Source organism: Pseudomonas sp. MEJ086, assembly GCF_030209025.1.
GTDB lineage: Bacteria > Pseudomonadota > Gammaproteobacteria > Pseudomonadales > Pseudomonadaceae > Aquipseudomonas > Aquipseudomonas fulva_A.
Window position 1 is genome coordinate 167,465 of record NZ_JARVSV010000025.1, and the last position, 17,488, is coordinate 184,952.

Below are 17,488 nucleotides of genomic sequence, written 5' to 3' on the forward strand. Positions count from 1 at the left end.
CCGCGCCATGGCTGTCAGCTGGCTTCGCTGGCCTTGCGCGGCGTTTTCGCGGCAGGCGCCTCGATCAGCCCATCGGCCCGGAACATCGACTTGATGCCACGTACGGCCTGACGGATACGATCCTGATTCTCGATCAGTGCGAAGCGCACGTGGTCGTCGCCGTAATCACCGAAACCGATGCCCGGTGACACGCAGACCTTGGCTTCGGCCAGCAGCTTCTTGGCGAACTCCAGGGAGCCAAGCTGGGCGTAGGCCTCGGGAATCTTTGCCCACACGTACATCGAGGCCTTGGGGTTCTCGACCATCCAGCCCAGCTCGTGCAGGCCCTTGACCAGCACGTTGCGGCGCTGGCGATACTGCTCGGCGATATCACGCACGCACTGCTGGTCCCCTTCGAGCGCGGCGATGGCCGCCACCTGCAGCGGTGTGAAGGTGCCGTAGTCGTGGTAGCTCTTGATCCGCCCCAGGGCGTTGACCAGCTCGGGGTTGCCGACCATGAAGCCGATTCGCCAGCCAGCCATGTTGTAGCTCTTGGAGAGCGTGAAGAACTCCACGGCGATGTCCTTGGCGCCTGGTACCTGCATGATCGACGGGGCTTTCCAGCCGTCATAGACGATGTCGGCATACGCCAGGTCGTGGATCACCAGTACGTTGTACTGCTTGGCCAGGGCCACCACACGCTCGAAGAAGTCCAGCTCCACGCATTGCGCGGTGGGGTTGGAGGGGAAGCCCAGAATCATCATCTTCGGCTTGGGGATGCTCTCGCGGATCGCGCGCTCCAGCTCGATGAAGAAGTCCACCCCTGGCACCAGCGGCACCGAGCGCACCTGGGCCCCGGCGATCACTGCACCGTAGATATGAATCGGGTAGCTGGGGTTGGGCACCAGCACGGTATCGCCATGATCCAGGGTGGCCAGCATCAGATGCGCCAGGCCTTCCTTGGAACCGATGGTGACGATGGCTTCGCTTTCCGGATCGATGTCGACCTGATAGCGGTCCTGATACCAGCGCGAGATCGCCCGGCGCAGGCGCGGAATGCCACGGGAGGTGGAGTAACCATGGGTGTCTTCACGCTGAGCGACCTGCACCAGCTTTTCCACGATATGCGGCGGTGTCGCGCCATCGGGGTTGCCCATGCTCAGGTCGATGATGTCCTCGCCACGGCGGCGAGCGGCCATCTTCAGTTCAGCGGTGATGTTGAATACGTAAGGGGGGAGACGATCGATGCGCGCAAAGCGGCGCGGAGCTTGGTCAGCCATGCTTTCCTCGAAGAACGTAAGCGCCCGGAACCGTCCGAGCGACGTAGACCACTGCGGTGGCCTGGGCGGACAATAATCTCAGTCGCAGGCTTTGTCGAGAGGCTCTGCAGAAACGCTCGCGAGGTTGTCGACACTGGCCCATGGCCCTGCATGAAGCGTTATCCTTGGCGTCGATTCGAATACCGGTGACCCCTGCGACTCGGGTGACTGGTGTCACATCCAGGAAAAAATGGAGAGCAGTTGCAAAAATGAAGCATGGATATATCGCCATAGGTCTGTTCACCGTCAGCCTCGGTACGTCGCTTTCGGCTGCCGCCATGTCCGAGCAGGCGTTTCAGGCCCGCGCCGCTGAAGTGTTCAAGCCGCTGATGGCAACGTACGACGTTCCTGGCCTGGCCGTTGGCGTGACCTGGAAGGGCAAGCGCTACGTTTACACCCAGGGCATGGCGGACCGGGCTGCGGCCATTGCGGTCACGCCCGACACGCTGTTCGAGCTGGGCTCGCTGAGCAAGACCCTGAACGTCACCCTGGCGGCACTGGCGCAGCAACGTTCGCTGTTGTCCCTCGATGACCGGGTGGCCAAGCATATCCCCGAGCTGGACAAGCGCCCCTTCGGCGCTCTGAGCCTCATGAACCTGGCCACCCACCAGAGCAGCGGCCTGCCATTGCAGCCGCCGGACGAGGCCAAAGACGACGCCAGTCTGCTGGCCTGGCTGAAACAGTGGCAGCCTGAGGCCGGTAGCGGTCACGAGCGCTCGTATTCCAATGTCGGTATCGGCATGCTGGGGCGGATTTCGGCCAAGGCATTCGGGCAGTCCTATGCCCAGGCCCTTCATGACCAGGTGCTGCAGCCCTTGGCGCTCGAAGATACCTACGTCAACGTGCCTGCCGCGCAGATGAGCCGCTACGCTTATGGGTACGCCCGTGAGAGCAACGCGGCGATCCGGGTCACCCCGGGCATGCTCGATGCCGAAGCCTATGGCTTGAAGTCGGATATCGACGACATGCTGCGCTTCGTCGATATCAACCTGGGCGCGGTGTCGGTACCCGAACAGCTTTCCGCCGCCATACAGACGACGCACCAGGGCGTCACCCGAACGGCCGAGTTCACCCAGGCGATGATCTGGGAGCGCTACCCCTGGCCGGTTTCCCGCGAGGCGCTGCTGGCCGGCAACGCACCGGCCATGGCCCTGGAGCGTCGCCCGGCCAGTCGCCTGAGCAGCCGGGACACCTCCGAGCAGGGCGTGCTGTTCAGCAAGACCGGCTCGACCAATGGTTTTGGCGGCTATATCGCCTTCATCCCCGATGAAGAGATCGGTCTGGTCCTGCTGGCCAACCGCAACGTGCCCCTCGAGGCCCGTGTGGATGCGTCCTTCACGCTGCTTCAGCAGGTGCTGAAAGACGAGCGCTAAGTCCGTGCCTGGGCTGGCTGGGCGCTGGCTCAGGCATTTTTCAGGCGAAGCAGCAGGCGGATGAGGGTTTCGATATCGGCATCCGTGGTGCGCCACGAACTCACGCTCAGGCGGAAGGCCGGCCGGCCCTGCCAGACGGTGGCGCCGAACCAGACTTCGCCTGAATCCTGTGCGGCCTTGAGGATCGCAGTGGTCTGCTCGTCCGAGTCGGCGCGTACCAGCACCTGATTGAGTCGCACCCGGTTGAGTACCTGATAGCCGCCCTGGCGTAGCGCCTCGGCCAGGTATCCGGCCTGACGGATATGCCGGTCGATCAGCTCGCGCAGGCCATCGCGACCGAGACTGGCCAGCGCCGCCCAGATCGCCACGCCGCGCGCGCGCCTGGAAAACTCCAGAGTCAGGTTCTTTTGCGAGTCTTTCGAGGCCATCGCGTAGGCCGCATCGCTGTTCATCGCTGCAGCCAGAGCGTCGCCGTCACGGCAGATGGCCATGGCGCTGTCGTACGGGGTGTTCAGCCATTTGTGGCCGTCGGTGGTCCAGCTGTCCGCCTGTTCGATGCCATCGGCCAGCCCGGCTGACGAAGAGGCTCGCGCCCACAGGCCGAATGCACCGTCGACATGCACCCAGGTACCGGCAGCTTTGGCGCGGGGAATCAGTTCGGCGAAGCGGTCGAACTCGCCGGTATTGACTTCGCCCGCCTGAAGAATCAGCAGGGTGCGCTCGTCCAGTTCCGGGAGCCTGGCCGGGTCGATGCGGCCATGTTCGTCAACTGGCGCAAGGTGCAGGCGCCCCATGCCGAAGCCGAGCACGCGCAAGGCCTTTTTCACCGTGATGTGGGCCGTTTCGGAAATCACCACGCGAATCTCTGGCGCGCCGACAAGGCCATCCTGATCGAAATCCCAACCTAGCTTCGCCAGCAACTGGCGGCGCGCTGCAGACAGGCAGGCGAGTGTGCAGGCCGTGGCGCTGGTACCGAAGCCGACTGCGCTGTCGGTCGGCAGGCCGAGCGCCTCGCAGACCCAGCGTGCAGCGACCTTCTCCAGTTTGTCGGCAACCGGCGAGCCGTCGAACGATGACGCGCACTGGTCCCACGCCAGCACCATGCGCTCGGCGGCTGCCGCGGCAGGCAGGGTAGCGCCGATCACGAAGCCGAAGTAACGCGGGCCGTTGCTGGTGACGGTGGCAGGCGTGCCCAGTTCGTCGAGCTGCTGCAGTACCTGCTCGGCGTGACTTCCAGCCTTTGGCAGAGGCTCGTCGAAGCCGGCCAGCGCCGCGATGGCGCTTTGCAGGGGGTAGACGCGGCGTTGCTCGATGCTGTCGTAATAGGCGAGGGCGCGACGATCGGCGTCGGCCAGTAATGCGCGTTCATCGGTGTGCATGGGGGCTTCTCGGCAGGAAAGTGCGATGGCTAACCCTAACCGAGAGCGTCGTTGCGCCGGCAGATACAGACTTTCGGCGCTTTTCCCCTACAGTCGGCCGGCCAGTACAGCTGTATCCGGTACAGTTGCCGCCGAGTGTTCGACGTTTCTGCGGTAGTACTGCGTTTTCCTGCGCGCATAAAAAAGCCCCGCACCAGGCGGGGCTCTCTGACGCAGGTGAAGCCTTAAGCCTGAACGACCGGGATGTTCGCGTTGGCCGCAGCCTCGCGGAACTCGGCGATCTGGTCGAAGCTCAGGTAGCGGTAAACGTCGGCAGCCATGCTGTCGATGTTCTTCGCGTACTCCATGTACTCCTCGACGGTCGGCAGTTTGCCCAGAATGGACGCGACAGCGGCCAGCTCGGCAGAAGCCAGGTACACGTTGGCACCATCGCCCAGGCGGTTCGGGAAGTTACGGGTCGACGTCGACACCACGGTCGAATTCGGCTCGACACGCGCCTGGTTACCCATGCACAGCGAGCAGCCCGGCATTTCCATGCGCGCGCCAGCCTTGCCGTAGATGCCGTAGTAGCCTTCTTCGGTCAGTTGGTGAGCGTCCATCTTGGTCGGCGGCGACAGCCACAGACGGGTAGGCAGCTGACCCTTGACCTGATCCAGCAGCTTACCGGCAGCGCGGAAGTGACCGATGTTGGTCATGCACGAACCGATGAACACTTCGTCGATCTTCTCGCCCTGAACGGTCGACAGCAGGCGCGCGTCGTCCGGGTCGTTAGGCGCGCAGAGAACCGGCTCCTTGATGTCGGCCAGGTCGATTTCGATGATTTCGGCGTATTCGGCATCGCTGTCGGCAGACAGCAGGTCCGGCTTGGCCAGCCAGGCTTCCATCGCTTGAGCGCGACGTTCCATGGTGCGTGCATCGCCGTAGCCTTCGCTGATCATCCAGCGCAGCAGGGTGATGTTCGACTTCAGGTACTCGGCAATGGCTTTTTCCGGCAGCTTGATGGTGCAACCGGCTGCGGAACGCTCGGCGGAGGCGTCGGACAGTTCGAATGCTTGCTCGACGGTCAGGTCGTCCAGGCCTTCGATTTCCAGGATGCGACCGGAGAAGGCGTTGATCTTGCCTTTCTTCTCGACGGTCAGCAGGCCTTTCTGAATGCCGTAGTAAGGGATGGCATGCACCAGGTCACGCAGGGTGATGCCCGGTTGCAGCTTGCCCTTGAAGCGCACCAGAACCGACTCCGGCATGTCCAGCGGCATCACACCGGTAGCAGCGGCGAAGGCGACCAGGCCGGAACCGGCCGGGAAGGAGATGCCGATCGGGAAGCGGGTGTGCGAGTCACCACCGGTACCGACGGTATCCGGCAGCAGCATGCGGTTCAGCCAGCTGTGGATGATGCCGTCGCCAGGACGCAGCGACACGCCGCCACGGGTGCGGATGAAATCCGGCAGGGTGTGGTGGGTGGTGACGTCGATGGGCTTCGGGTAGGCCGCGGTGTGGCAGAAGGACTGCATCACCAGATCAGCGGAGAAGCCCAGGCACGCCAGGTCTTTCAGCTCGTCGCGGGTCATCGGGCCCGTGGTGTCCTGGGAACCGACGGTGGTCATCTTCGGTTCGCAGTAGGTGCCAGGGCGTACGCCTTTGCCTTCCGGCAGGCCGCAGGCCTTGCCGACCATCTTCTGTGCCAGGGTGTAGCCCTTGCCCGTGTCGACTGGTGCTTCCGGCAGTTTGAACAGGTCGGTTGGGCCCAGGCCCAGTTCGGCGCGAGCCTTGTCGGTCAAGCCACGACCCACGATCAGCGGGATACGGCCGCCAGCGCGAACTTCGTCCAGCAGAACCGGAGTCTTCAGCTCGAACGTGGTGATCACTTCGTCGCTGTCGTGCTTGCAGACCTTGCCCTGGTGCGGGTACAGGTCGATCACGTCGCCCATGTTGATGTTCGACACGTCGAACTCGATCGGCAGAGCGCCAGCATCTTCCATGGTGTTGTAGAAGATCGGGGCGATCTTGGTACCGAAGCAGAAGCCGCCAGCGCGCTTGTTCGGCACGTACGGGATGTCGTCGCCGAAGAACCACAGTACCGAGTTGGTGGCGGATTTACGCGAGGAACCGGTACCTACCACGTCACCGACGTAGGCAACCGGGAAGCCGTCGCCGTACATCTGGGCGATCTGCTTCATCGGGCCGATGGAGCCTTGTACGTCAGGCACGATGCCTTCACGGGCCATTTTCAGCATGGCCAGAGCGTGCAGCGGGATGTCCGGGCGCGACCAGGCATCCGGAGCGGGCGACAGGTCGTCGGTGTTGGTTTCGCCAGTTACCTTGAAAACCCGCAGGCTGATCTTGTCGGCCAGGGTCGGACGCTTCTTGAACCACTCGCCATCGGCCCAGGATTGCAGCACGCCTTGAGCGTGGGCATTGCCCGCTTTGGCTTTTTCGGCAACGTCGTGGAAGGCGTCGAACATCAGCAGGGTGTGCTTGAGTTGTTCGGCAGCGATGGCGCCCAGATCGGCGTCATCGAGCAGCTCGACCAGGGTCGCGATGTTGTAGCCGCCCTGCATGGTGCCGAGCAGTTCGGTGGCGCGCTTCTTGTCGAGCAGGGGGGAGGTGGCTTCGCCTTTGGCGATAGCGGAGAGGAAACCGGCTTTTACATAGGCCGCTTCGTCGACGCCTGGCGGCACGCGATTGGTGATCAGGTCGAGGAGGAATTCTTCTTCGCCGGCCGGCGGGTTCTTCAGCAGGTCAACGAGACCAGCGGTTTGTTCGGCGTTTAGCGGCTGGGGCACGATACCCTGGGCGGCACGCTCTGCTACGTGTTTGCGGTAGGCTTCAAGCACAGTTATTACCCTCATCAGTGGTCCCAAATAGGGTGTCCGGGACGCATGCAGGAACGCATTAAACACATCAGCAGCTCAGCCTCATGGGCTGTGCGCGATGGTTTCAATGCTTCCATCCGGAAGCTGCTTTCAAAGTTTTACGCCGGCAGGACGGGTCTGATGAGGGGTTGGCATGGCCGGGGGATGACCATGCCAACATCGACCTGCAGGATCGACTGTGCTCGTGACGCTTTGAAAACAGCTTCCAACGGACATTGGCGCCTTTCGCAAGGCGCGCTGATTCTAGCTGAAAACTGGAACAAAGTTAAGCGAAAGACCCATCACCCTCTGGGGTGATCCGTATTAGACAAAGGGCTAAGATGCACCCTCTATAGTCCTGTGTATCGATGTAACGCATGTCCAATCAACGTATCAAGACGCCTTGCGTAGGCCTTTGCTCCACGGTATTCGGGGATTCCGTGTGCCGTGGCTGCAAGCGCTTCCACCACGAGGTGATCAACTGGAACGGCTACAGCGACGAGGAAAAACAGGCGGTGTGGCTGCGCCTGGAGATGCTCCTGGTGCAGGTAATGGCCGCCAAACTGGAAGTTTTCGACGAGACGCTGCTGCTCAAACAGCTGGAACAGCGAAAGATTCGCTTCGTTCCCCACCAGTCCGCCTATTGCTGGGCATACCAGCTGCTGGCCCGTGGTGCACGGGTGATCACCCAGCTGGATGCCTACGGTATTTCCCTGCTGCCGGAGTTCCGCGGCTGGGAGCTGCCTGATCTGCGGGATGCCATCGACCGCGAATTCTTCCTGCTTTCCGAAGCGCACTTCGAGCGCTACATCGCGCCGCGCTTCCTCAAGGAAGGCATGGAGCTGCGGGTCTAGGCTTCGAGGCCACTGCCGGGCGTGCTCGACCCTGGGCAACGGTCGGCGCCAAGCGCCACCACGGTGTCTCACCGACTACCACCACCAAATCCCGTCACCTGGCGTTGAGCGCAGCGATACCCGTAAATCGGCTGCCCTGAACGCGAAAGCCCGGCACTTGGCCGGGCTTTCGATTACCGCGGGGCGATCTGTCAGCGGTATTCGCACAGGTAGGCGGTGTCCTGCTCGACCTTCAACTGAAACTTGCTGTTGGCTGGCACGGTGAAGCGGCTGCCAGCGGTGAAGGTTTCCCAATTGTCGCTGCCAGGCAGTTTCACGGTCAGCGCGCCGGCGATCACATGCATGACTTCCAGTTGGCTGGTGCCGAATTCGTAATCGCCTGCCGCCATCACACCGATGGTGGCCGGGCCTTCTGCCATGCCGAACGCGATGGATTTGACGGTGCCGTCGAAATACTCGTTGACCTTGAACATGTGCATCCTCGTTAGGCGCAGAAAGAAATGGCCGGCAAGTATGCCCAAGGCGTTACCCGCCGTCACCTCTATAGCGCATGCCTTCAGCCAGCCATTACCAGGGGGAGCAGGCGAGCGGTATTGCGAGCATCGGTCAGGGCGCGGTGCTGCTGGCCGGTGAAGCCGATACCGGCAAGCTGCAAGGCCGCATTGAGCCCGACAGGGCGAGCCAGGTGACGCTCTTCGGCGAAGCGCCGCTTGAGGTTGACGTGGGGCAGTGCCTGCAAGTGGCTGACCAGCCCGTTGCTCTGCCAGTCCTGCTGCAGTTGCTTGTGGTCGTAGTCGCCCCAGCTGCACCAGCCTTGCAGGCGCGGCCTGTGCGGCTCCAGCCAGCGTTCGAATTGCGGCCAGAGGATGGGCAGGGTCGATGCCGAGTCGACATCCGCCTGGGCGATATGCGTCAGCTCGCGGCAGAAGCGGGTCAGGTTGGGGCGGCGCAGAGGCCGGACGAAGCGCTGAAAGTGATCGATCTCATGACCACTGGCATTCACCAGGCAGGCGCCAATCTCGATGATCTCCATATGCTCGATGGGCCAGCCACCCTCTTCGGTGGTGGCTTCCAGGTCGATGACCAGCCAGTACCCCATAGCTTCTCCTTGTCCGCAAAACCCGGTGTATTCATCGATGTCACGAGCGCTGCAGAGTCAGACCGACGAATGGCCGCATTCGTGCCATTTGCGAAATGCCATCATGCATCTTGTCTCTTTCAAAGGCTGGCTATACTTTGCGGCACGGAAGGTATTGTTCGTCTTCCTCGGGTGATAGGTGAGCGTGCTTCATGGATGACTCCGTAGTGTTCTTCGATGACGAGCCCGTTGGCGGTGCACAGCAGCCGGTGTGGCACGTTCTCACCGTAGACGATGATCCAGGCTTTCAGCGCGCCACGGCGTTCGCCATGGGCGACATGGAAATTCTTGGCCGGCGCATCGAGATACAGCAGGCCTTCAGCAATCGCGAAGCGGCGATGATTCTTGCCGAGCAGCGCGATATCGCTTTGATTCTGCTCGACGTGGTGATGGAAACCGAGGACGCCGGCCTGCGCCTGGTCAAGACCCTGCGCGAGGTGATCGGCAATGCCGAGATCCGCGTCGTGCTGCTCACTGGCGAGCCTGGCATGGCGCCGGTGCAGGAGGTCATGCGTGATTACGACATCAACGATTACTGGTCCAAGAGCGAGCTGAGTTCCGAGCGCCTGCGCACGGTGCTGACCGCCGGGCTGCGCAGTTACTCGCAGCTCAAGGCCACCGCCCGTGCCCGCCGCGGCCTGCAGATGATCGTCGAGTCCAGCAACGCGCTGTTCTGCTCGAAAAATACCCGCGAGCTGTCAGCCAAGATCCTCTCCGAAATCGCCTCGTTGCTGGACCTGCAGGCCGAAGGCATCGTCTGCGTCAAGGCCCAGGAGCCCAGCCCCGGCAGCCTGCCAAACGCCCATGTGATCAGCGCCAGCGGGCGCTTTTACGGTTCCATCGATGGCGATCTGGACGGCCTGCGCGACGATGCCGTGGCCAGCGCCTTGCGCTGTAGCCTGCAAAAGCAGAGCACGTTGCGCTTCGACGACTGCACCGTGCTGTTCTTCCCGCGCTTCCAGGCCGGGGCCGATTACGCCTGCTACGTGGCGACCGAGCGCACCCTGGACGACACCGAGCTGGAACTGCTCGAGGTATTTAGCGCCAGCATCAGCCGTGGCCTGTACAACGTCGCGCTGTTCAGTCGCCTGGAGGAAATGGCCTATCAGGACGACCTGCTGAAAATCCCCAATCGCAACGCACTGATCCGCATGCTCGACATGACGCTGAACAGCGCCAACAAGAACGAGCGCGTCCTGGTGCTGATCGATATCGACAACTTCTCCGGGGCCAACACCGCTTTCGGTACCGGCTACGGCGATTTCATCCTGGGCCTGGTGGCTAACCGATTGCGCGAGACCTTCGACGGCAACGTGCTGATCGCCCGGGTGCGCGATGACCTGTTCGCCATCCTCGGCCCGGAAGATCAGGTCCGGGCGGAAGACATCGTGGCGCTGTTCCGCCGCCCCAATCGGCCTTACGAGCTGGGCCAGGTGCACAGCCTGAGCAGCGTGACCCTGTACCTGCGCGATTTCGACGACACCGCCAGCGTCGCCCTGCAGGACGCACGCCTGACGCTCAAGCAGGCCAAGCAACTGGGGCATGACCAGCATGTGGTGCATGACCGCCAACTGCAGAGCGCTCACGCCGAATCCTTCCGGCTGTTGCTGGCATTGCGTGACGCGGTGGCCAGTGACCTGATCAGTATCGAGCTGCAACCCCAGCTGGACATGCGCACCGGCGTGGTCACCGGCGTCGAAGCCCTGGCCCGCTGGTATCAGCCTGACGGCAAGGCGATACCGCCGCTGCAATTCATTCCGCTGGCCGAAGCGACCGGCTACATCCTGCCACTGGGCGATCTGCTCATGCGTCTGTCGCTGCAGGCGGCCAGGCGCCTGGACGAGGCCGGCCATGGCGAGATCCGCGTCGCCATCAACGTCTCGGCAACGCAATTGCTGCAGCGCGATTTCATCGAGCGTTTCACCCTGCATCTGGAGTCCGCAGGCGTACGGGCCAGCCAGGTCGAACTGGAAATCACCGAATCGGTGGCCATGCGCTCGTTCGAGCAGGTTTGCGAACAGTTGCTGGCCCTGCGCGAGATGGGCGTGAAGGTCGCCATCGACGATTTCGGTACCGGTTTCTCGTCGCTCAGCTATCTGCGCAAGCTGCCGGCCGATCGCCTGAAAATCGACCGCAGCTTCGTGGAGGAGCTGCGCGCCGAAGACGATGGCCAGTCGATCGCCGAGGCCATCATCCAGATTGCCCGGCGTGTGGGCATGTCGGTGATTGCCGAGGGCGTGGAGAATCAGGAGCAGGTCGAATGGCTCACCCAGCATGATTGCGTGGAAGCGCAAGGCTATCTGTTCGCCAAACCCATGCCGCTGGAGCGTTTGCTGAGCTGGCTGGGTGAGCGCGCATACCGGTGACGGCCAGCCGGGTGGCACGGTGGCGCAAGGCGCTTTCCAAGCCGCTGCCGCGCAACCTGTTGGTGCTGTTTCTGCCCTGGTCGCTGCTGATCATCGTGCTCAGCGTGCTGCTCTATGACCGCATGCTCAATGATCGCCTCGAACCGCTGCTGGACGCCCAGAACGACAGCCTGGGGGAGGGCGTCGCGGTGCTGGAGCGCCACCTGTCCAGCTTGCGCGGTGACCTGCAGTTCCTCAGCCAGCAGCCCTTGCTGACGCGCTCCATCAAGTATGCCTCCGGTGACAGCTATGCCGCGCTGAGCGAGCTGTTCGTCGAGTTCTCCAACAGCCGCGGGGTTTATCAGCGCATCCGCTGGCTGGATGAAACCGGCATGGAGCGTGTTCGTGTCGATGCCGTGTCCGGTGCGGCGCTGGCCGTCGACGCCGCAGACCTGCAGAACGACTCCGCAGCCTACTATTTCGTGGAAACCATGCACCTGTTCCGCGGCGAGTCCTACCTGTCGCGCTTCGATCTGGATCGGCAATATCGGCCCGACGGTTCCATCCGCGCACTGGTACCTATTCTGCGCGCCGCGGTGCCGGTTTTCAGCGAGCGTGGCGAGCGGCGGGGCATCCTCGTTCTCGACTATCGGGCCGAGCGCCTGCTCGGCCGCCTGCAGGAAACCTCGGTGGCTTACGGTGGCTCGCTGCAGTTGCTCGACCATGAAGGCTACTGGATGCTCGGAGAGCGCCCAGAGCACGCCTGGGGCTTCATGCTCGGCAAACCCGAACTGACGCTCGCCAGTCGCCAGCCAGGCAGTTGGCGACGGTTGCAGGAAGAGCCGCGCGGCTCGTTCATCGACCCCGCCGGCTTCTGGACGTACAGCCATTTCCGCCCTGGAGACGGCAACGCGGCGACCGCCAACGTGGCCGATCACTGGTTGCTGCTGTCACATCTGCCCGCCAGGAATCTGGATGCGCTGCGCTGGGAAGTGCTCTGGCGAGTGATGCTGTTCTTCGGCGTGCTGCAAGGGCTGGGCGTGCTGATCAGCGTGCGGCGTGCCATCGATGAAGCGGAGCGGCTGCGAGCCGAACACGGGTTGCATGTCAGCAGTCGAGCCCTGGCCTTCAGCAACGAGCAACTGCAACGTACCGTCGACCAGTTGCAGCGAACCCGTCGTGCCCTGTTGCAGGCGGAAAAACTGTCGTCGCTGGGCACCATGGTCGCTGGCGTCGCCCACGAGCTCAACACCCCCATCGGCGCCGCCAGCGTGGCGGCTTCGACGCTGGAGAAAGCCAGTCAGGAATTTCAGGCCGGTATGCGTGAGGGGCTCAAGCGCACCACGCTGGATCGTTTCGTGCAGCGCACCGATGACGGCCTGGGCATCATCCTCACCAGCCTGGAGCGCATGTCGCAGCTGACTCGGGCATTCAAGCAACTGGCCACCGACCGTGCCAGCACCGAGCGCCGGCGCTTCGACCTGCGCGAGCTGGTCGACGAGGTCGTTCTGCTGCTGCAGCCCAAGCTGCGGCAGAGCCCCCACAGAATCGAGGTCGATGTACCGCAAAACCTCATGCTCGACAGCTATCCGGGCCCGCTCGGGCAGATTCTGCAGAACCTCATCGACAACGCCCTGATTCACGCCTTCGATCCGGGCGTCAAAGGCGTGGTGACGGTGCGTGGCGAAGTCGATGAGGCCCAGGGACAATGCGTGATCGACGTCAGCGATGACGGCCGTGGCATGGACGATGACCTGCTGGGCAAGATCTTCGACCCGTTCTTCACCACCCGCCGTGGCCAGGGCGGTACGGGCCTCGGCCTGCATATCACCCACCAGCTGGCGGTGGACATCCTCGGCGCTCAGCTGGACGTCGACAGTGCCCCTGGCCAGGGCTCACGCTTCAGCATCCGTCTCGATCTGGGCTGACGGCAGGGGCTGCCGGCCTGCCCTCAGGCGCGCTAGAATTGCCGCCGCTTGGCGCAGTGTGTCGTTCGTTCGAGGTTCCTTTCCATGCAATGCCGTCCCGGTTGTGGCGCCTGCTGCATATCGCCATCCATCACCTCCTTCATTCCTGGCATGCCCAACGGCAAGCCGGCGGGGCAGCGCTGCGTGAACCTCGACCAGAGCAACCGCTGCACGATCTTCGGCCATCCGGATCGCCCCGAGGTTTGCTCCGCATTTTCCGCTGATTTCGATGTCTGCGGTAATAGCAGCGAAGAAGCCATCCGCCTGCTCGCCTGGCTGGAAGGTGCTACGACAGCAGCTGTTTGAGGCGCTACAAGAAAAGAAGTCAGCCCCGGAGAATGAAATGTCGTTGACCCGATTGTTGGTAGCAAGCACTGCCCTGTGCATCGCGTCTGCCGCTCACGCCGAAGAGTGGACCCTGGCCAAGGACGAAGAGGGCATCAAGGTGTACCTCAGCGAAGTGGCCGGCTCACCTTACAAGGCTTACCGCGGCGTGACGCTGATCAAGGCGGATATAAGCAAGCTCAAAGGCCTGCAGGAAGACGTCAAGGCATCATGCGCGTGGATCCACGAGTGCCGGGAGCAACGACTGCTCAAGCATGAAGGCGACAAGAGCTGGACCTACACGCGCTTCAATACCCCGTGGCCCGTCACACCGCGTGATTCGATCATCGAGGTGACGACCGAGCAGGGCGCCGATGGCAGCGTGACCCGCAAGCTGCATGGCGTGCCCGATTACAAGCCCGAAGAGAAAGGTTATGTGCGCGTGGCCGAGGTGGAAGGCTACTGGACGATGACACCCAAGCCAGACGGCATGGTCGAGGTCGTTTACCAGGCGCATTCCGATCCGGGCGGCAGCGTACCTTCGTGGCTTTCCAACAAGTTCGTCGTGGAAGCGCCGTTCAACACCCTCAAGGGCATGCACGAAAAGGCCAAGCAGTAGCCTGGGGGCTGCAGAAGCAGGCGTGGGCAGCCGTGACCGGCAAATGCGCCACAAATGAAAAGACCCGCCAATTGGCGGGTCTTTTTCGTACGGGTGTGGCCGATCAGTCGTCGCCGCCCATGATGCCGAAGATCTGCAGCAGGCTGACGAACAGGTTGTAGATCGATACATACAGGCTGATGGTCGCCATGATGTAGTTACGCTCGCCACCGTGGATGATCGCGCTGGTCTGATACAGGATACAGGCCGACGAGAACAGCACGAAGCCAGCGCTGATCGCCAGTTGCAGGCCGCTGATCTGGAAGAAAAAGCTGGCCAGCACGGCACCCAGCAGGACGAAGAAACCGGCGGTGATGAAGCCGCTCAGGAAGCTCATGTCCTTGCGAGTGGTCAGCACGTAGGCAGACAGACCACAGAACACCAGTGCCGTCATCATGAACGCCGAGCTGACGACTTCAGCGCCGTTGGCCATGCCCATGTAGCGGTTGAGGATCGGGCCCAGGGTGTAACCCATGAAACCGGTCAACGCGAATGCGGACAGCAGACCCCAACCGGAGTCACGCAGTTTGGCCGTCAGGAAGAACAGGCCGTAGAAGCCGATCAGCACGACGAAGATGTTCGGGTACGGCACGTTGGCGCGTTGAGCCATGAACGCCACGATGCCACTGAATGCCAAGGTGAGAGCCAGCAAACCGTAGGTATTGCGCAGAACGCTGCTGACTGCGGTTTGTTCAACCCGTGTGGGGTTGTGTGCGTAATCTTGTTCGCGCATGGCGACACTCCTGTAAAGGCTAATGGTTCCGTGACCAAGGTCGGAAGGCATCATAGCAGAGCCTTGGGTACTGCCAAATCAGAGTGTTTGACAGTGTGTTACGTTCCGGTAAGATGCCGCCCGCAACCAACAAGGTTGCAAAGGGATGTTTCGGCAAGATGAAGCACCCACGTCGACCTGGAGGGTTGGCAGAGCGGTTGAATGCACCGGTCTTGAAAACCGGCGAACGTTAGTAGCGTTCCCAGGGTTCGAATCCCTGGCCCTCCACCATTTTCAGCCCCGCGCTGTGTGCCCCGATCCCGCTGGGAGCGGCATACAGCGTGCGGAGCCACCCGATCTCGATCGCGCCTCGATGTGAATCGTTCTTCGCGCCTTTCAGGCACAGGACGAGACGTGCCGTTGTCTGCTCCTATACTTCCAGTGCTTACGTCAGACGCCAACCTCGGCGAGAAACCGCGAATTCTCCGCGCCAACACGCGAGCCGGATACGGCGTAGCGGAAGCCACCGGCAAGGCCCTCGACGGAATCGCCGACCTCTTGGCGTTCGCCGCGCGCTGTGCGGTGCTGGCAAGTCTTCAGCTCACAGAGCCTGCCCAGAGGCTTTCAATCCGCTGCGCAACGCCTGAATGGTGCTGTTGAGGCCAACGAGATACGGATGCTCTGCCTGTACGCTAGGGCTGTGTGGGCCGTTGCGCTCGTCGTGGTAGCGCGGGTCACGGCAGATCTCATCGATGATCGCGTCGTAACGCGCGCCGAGCCAGCGCATGAAGGTTTCTGCCTGTTCTTCCGAAAGGTGCAACTGGATCGTGATATTGCGCATAAAAGCCACCGTTGCAGCGCGAACTGCCTGATCCTGCCTATGCAGGCATCACTGGAAGTTCGAGAGAGGGGTTTTAAAGATCACCAGCTGCACGACTGGGCGCTCCAGTAATTGTCGCCTCGCCGTTAGGCTGAGAGGGTGCCGTAGCTTGAGCGTCGCTCATGCAGTTAGACTGTATTCATAGCGCATAATATTATTTATGCATAACAAATATGTCAATGAGTTTTTGAGGCGAAATGAATAAAAATTCTCTCGACGCCGTTCTTGGCAGAATGATGGATTTTTTGAGTGCAAAGACCGATAGCGCTCTAGCCAGGGCTCTTCCAGTGAACAGGCAGACGCTGGCTGGTTGGAGGAAACGCGATAGCGTGCCTTATGTGGAATGCATAAAATTTTGTGAGGACCACGGGCTGCGTTTGGATTGGCTTCTCACGGGCTTGGGCCCCATGCATCGTGGAGATCCTCTCGCTGAAGGCTCGATTATCGATACTGCTCCAGACGATCAGATTCTTCTTGAGTTACTTCGGGAGCTGGATGAGGGGGATAAGAAAGAGCTCCGTCTTGTAGCTCGACAGAGAAAACGGTTGAGCACATTGGAAAATCGCTTGCAGGAACTTGAATCCGTCGTAGCGGGCATCATAAAGCCCTCTTGATTCGTCATCGCTGTCAGCGGCGCAAGCTCATCTTTTTGAATAGCGATCCGGCTTGGTACTGCTTCAACGTTTCCTGTTCAGGCTCCTGATGCTGCACTTATGCCCCGACTCTCCTGTTTTTATCTTGGAATCCACCCAACGGAATGAAGGAATCATGTCATGGAGATTCGGGTACGAATCGGCAACGGATCCGATATCGGTGCGATATTCGATATACGCACCAGTGTTAAGGAAAACCACCTGTCCCGTGACCAACTGACGGAAATGGGCATCACCCCGAGCGCCATACGGCAGGCAATGGCCGCAACCCCGTGTCTCTGGATCGCCGAGGTTGATGGTATTGCCGTCGGTTTTTCCATGGTGGATGTCGAGGACGCCTGCGTGTTCGCCGCGTTCGTGCGCCCTGAGTTCGAAGGCCTGGGCTTGGGGCGCAGCCTGATGGCCAAAGCCGAAGCCTTGCTGTTCAAGCAGCACCAGACGATCTGGCTGGAAACCGCAGAAGCGAGCCGCGCTGCCGGCTTCTATCGAAATCTCGGCTGGTTGCCGACGGAGCGCTTGCCAGCGGGCGACATTCGCTTCGAGAAGCACCGCGAGTGAGTACCGGCAGCATCGCTGCTGGTAGTCGGCGCCGGTCCATGGCGACACCCCATATCAGTAACGCCCCAGTCATTCGCTGGCTGTAACTGGCGCCCGCAAGACCGCGCCGAGGGAGGGCGGCAGATGTGCCTGCCGCTCTTTGAACGATGCATGCTGGCAGCTTCCCCGCGCGGTGCGGTGGTCCATGACCGGACACCTGATAGCCACTGGCCGCGGCTGGCAGGGAATTATCCATCCTTGCTAGCATTACCGAACCTCGCCTATCGGAGCATGGGCGGTCTCTGAATCCTGGCATTGCGGCGCGAGTTTGTTCGCAGCGGCATACGCCATGATTTGAAGATGAGCAGTGCGTCTCAGGTCGTTTTGCTGGGTGATGGCAGAATGCCGCCTCGCCCCAGGGATGAACTTATTTTCCAGGTATGGATGTCATGCGCTCGTATTTCCCGTTGTTTTTCGCCGCCGTGCCGTTCATGGCGCTCGCCCAGACGCCGCCTGCG

At 61.8% G+C, this 17,488-nt stretch carries 15 protein-coding genes and 1 tRNA gene; 9 read left to right on the forward strand and 7 right to left on the reverse strand.

Translation table 11 applies throughout. The annotated features are described in order from the left end of the window. Nucleotides 1-14: 14 nt before the first annotated feature. Complete coding sequence (gene alaC / locus QRN22_RS16930; protein WP_042553674.1) at nt 15-1,259, reverse strand: alanine transaminase; 1,245 nt, start codon at nt 1,257-1,259, stop codon at nt 15-17. A 248-nt stretch (nt 1,260-1,507) separates the two neighbouring features. Between alaC and ampC the strand changes: the two genes are divergently transcribed. Then, a complete protein-coding gene (gene ampC / locus QRN22_RS16935; protein WP_042553673.1) occupies nt 1,508-2,671 on the forward strand; it encodes a class C beta-lactamase in 1,164 nt (387 codons plus the stop codon). A gap of 29 nt (nt 2,672-2,700) precedes the next feature. Here the strand turns inward: ampC and QRN22_RS16940 are convergent, their stop codons facing one another. Then, complete coding sequence (locus tag QRN22_RS16940) at nt 2,701-4,050, reverse strand: pyridoxal phosphate-dependent decarboxylase family protein (RefSeq protein WP_042553672.1); 1,350 nt, start codon at nt 4,048-4,050, stop codon at nt 2,701-2,703. A gap of 224 nt (nt 4,051-4,274) precedes the next feature. Continuing rightward, nucleotides 4,275-6,884, reverse strand: coding sequence for a bifunctional aconitate hydratase 2/2-methylisocitrate dehydratase (gene acnB, locus QRN22_RS16945; protein WP_042553671.1), 2,610 nt, complete (start codon nt 6,882-6,884; stop codon nt 4,275-4,277). A gap of 395 nt (nt 6,885-7,279) precedes the next feature. Between acnB and QRN22_RS16950 the strand changes: the two genes are divergently transcribed. Further along, nucleotides 7,280-7,756, forward strand: a complete 477-nt coding sequence (locus QRN22_RS16950) for a DUF1289 domain-containing protein (protein ID WP_042553670.1) — start codon at nt 7,280-7,282, stop codon at nt 7,754-7,756. A gap of 191 nt (nt 7,757-7,947) precedes the next feature. Here the strand turns inward: QRN22_RS16950 and ppnP are convergent, their stop codons facing one another. Together ppnP and QRN22_RS16960 are read right to left on the reverse strand one after the other, a co-directional pair. After that, nucleotides 7,948-8,229: a pyrimidine/purine nucleoside phosphorylase gene (gene ppnP, locus QRN22_RS16955; RefSeq protein ID WP_042553669.1), complete on the reverse strand. Its 282-nt coding sequence runs from the start codon at nt 8,227-8,229 to the stop codon at nt 7,948-7,950. Nucleotides 8,230-8,312: 83 nt separating this feature from the next. Then, a complete protein-coding gene (locus QRN22_RS16960; RefSeq protein WP_042553668.1) occupies nt 8,313-8,855 on the reverse strand; it encodes a 3'-5' exonuclease in 543 nt (180 codons plus the stop codon). 191 nt (nt 8,856-9,046) lie between these two features. On the opposite strand from QRN22_RS16960, the gene QRN22_RS16965 reads away from it, so the two are divergent. The 4 genes from QRN22_RS16965 (at nt 9,047) to QRN22_RS16980 (ending at nt 14,149) form a co-directional block, all read left to right on the forward strand. Continuing rightward, nucleotides 9,047-11,260, forward strand: a complete 2,214-nt coding sequence (locus QRN22_RS16965) for a putative bifunctional diguanylate cyclase/phosphodiesterase (protein ID WP_042553667.1) — start codon at nt 9,047-9,049, stop codon at nt 11,258-11,260. 11 nt (nt 11,261-11,271) lie between these two features. Further along, complete coding sequence (locus tag QRN22_RS16970) at nt 11,272-13,167, forward strand: sensor histidine kinase (protein ID WP_156152700.1); 1,896 nt, start codon at nt 11,272-11,274, stop codon at nt 13,165-13,167. Nucleotides 13,168-13,251: 84 nt separating this feature from the next. Further along, nucleotides 13,252-13,512, forward strand: a complete 261-nt coding sequence (locus QRN22_RS16975) for a YkgJ family cysteine cluster protein (protein WP_042553666.1) — start codon at nt 13,252-13,254, stop codon at nt 13,510-13,512. 37 nt (nt 13,513-13,549) lie between these two features. After that, a complete protein-coding gene (locus QRN22_RS16980) occupies nt 13,550-14,149 on the forward strand; it encodes an START domain-containing protein (protein WP_042553665.1) in 600 nt (199 codons plus the stop codon). 103 nt (nt 14,150-14,252) lie between these two features. On the opposite strand, the gene QRN22_RS16985 is transcribed toward QRN22_RS16980, so the two are convergent. Further along, nucleotides 14,253-14,921, reverse strand: coding sequence for a Bax inhibitor-1/YccA family protein (locus QRN22_RS16985; RefSeq protein WP_042553664.1), 669 nt, complete (start codon nt 14,919-14,921; stop codon nt 14,253-14,255). A 179-nt stretch (nt 14,922-15,100) separates the two neighbouring features. Here QRN22_RS16985 and QRN22_RS16990 point away from each other — a divergent pair. Further along, nucleotides 15,101-15,191: transfer RNA gene (locus QRN22_RS16990), tRNA-Ser, on the forward strand. Between the two features lie 310 nt (nt 15,192-15,501). On the opposite strand, the gene QRN22_RS16995 is transcribed toward QRN22_RS16990, so the two are convergent. Next, a complete protein-coding gene (locus QRN22_RS16995) occupies nt 15,502-15,741 on the reverse strand; it encodes a hypothetical protein (RefSeq protein ID WP_042553663.1) in 240 nt (79 codons plus the stop codon). 236 nt (nt 15,742-15,977) lie between these two features. Here QRN22_RS16995 and QRN22_RS17000 point away from each other — a divergent pair, with 236 nt between their 5' ends. Both QRN22_RS17000 and QRN22_RS17005 read left to right on the forward strand, forming a co-directional pair. Beyond that, nucleotides 15,978-16,394, forward strand: a complete 417-nt coding sequence (locus QRN22_RS17000) for a helix-turn-helix domain-containing protein (RefSeq protein ID WP_052493788.1) — start codon at nt 15,978-15,980, stop codon at nt 16,392-16,394. Between the two features lie 159 nt (nt 16,395-16,553). After that, a complete protein-coding gene (locus tag QRN22_RS17005) occupies nt 16,554-16,991 on the forward strand; it encodes a GNAT family N-acetyltransferase (RefSeq protein ID WP_042553662.1) in 438 nt (145 codons plus the stop codon). Nucleotides 16,992-17,488 lie beyond the last annotated feature (497 nt).

Excerpts from the sequence above, each read along its gene's own strand:
- ampC (WP_042553673.1), top strand. The coding sequence starts at position 1,508 with ATGAAGCATGGATATATCGCCATAGGTCTGTTCACCGTCAGCCTCGGT.
- QRN22_RS16940 (WP_042553672.1), bottom strand. The coding sequence starts at position 4,050 with ATGCACACCGATGAACGCGCATTACTGGCCGACGCCGATCGTCGCGCC.
- alaC (WP_042553674.1), bottom strand. The coding sequence starts at position 1,259 with ATGGCTGACCAAGCTCCGCGCCGCTTTGCGCGCATCGATCGTCTCCCC.
- QRN22_RS16975 (WP_042553666.1), top strand. The coding sequence starts at position 13,252 with ATGCAATGCCGTCCCGGTTGTGGCGCCTGCTGCATATCGCCATCCATC.
- QRN22_RS16950 (WP_042553670.1), top strand. The coding sequence starts at position 7,280 with ATGTCCAATCAACGTATCAAGACGCCTTGCGTAGGCCTTTGCTCCACG.
- QRN22_RS16985 (WP_042553664.1), bottom strand. The coding sequence starts at position 14,921 with ATGCGCGAACAAGATTACGCACACAACCCCACACGGGTTGAACAAACC.
- QRN22_RS16965 (WP_042553667.1), top strand. The coding sequence starts at position 9,047 with ATGGATGACTCCGTAGTGTTCTTCGATGACGAGCCCGTTGGCGGTGCA.
- QRN22_RS17000 (WP_052493788.1), top strand. The coding sequence starts at position 15,978 with ATGAATAAAAATTCTCTCGACGCCGTTCTTGGCAGAATGATGGATTTT.
- QRN22_RS16995 (WP_042553663.1), bottom strand. The coding sequence starts at position 15,741 with ATGCGCAATATCACGATCCAGTTGCACCTTTCGGAAGAACAGGCAGAA.
- QRN22_RS16980 (WP_042553665.1), top strand. The coding sequence starts at position 13,550 with ATGTCGTTGACCCGATTGTTGGTAGCAAGCACTGCCCTGTGCATCGCG.
- ppnP (WP_042553669.1), bottom strand. The coding sequence starts at position 8,229 with ATGTTCAAGGTCAACGAGTATTTCGACGGCACCGTCAAATCCATCGCG.
- QRN22_RS16960 (WP_042553668.1), bottom strand. The coding sequence starts at position 8,855 with ATGGGGTACTGGCTGGTCATCGACCTGGAAGCCACCACCGAAGAGGGT.
- QRN22_RS17005 (WP_042553662.1), top strand. The coding sequence starts at position 16,554 with ATGGAGATTCGGGTACGAATCGGCAACGGATCCGATATCGGTGCGATA.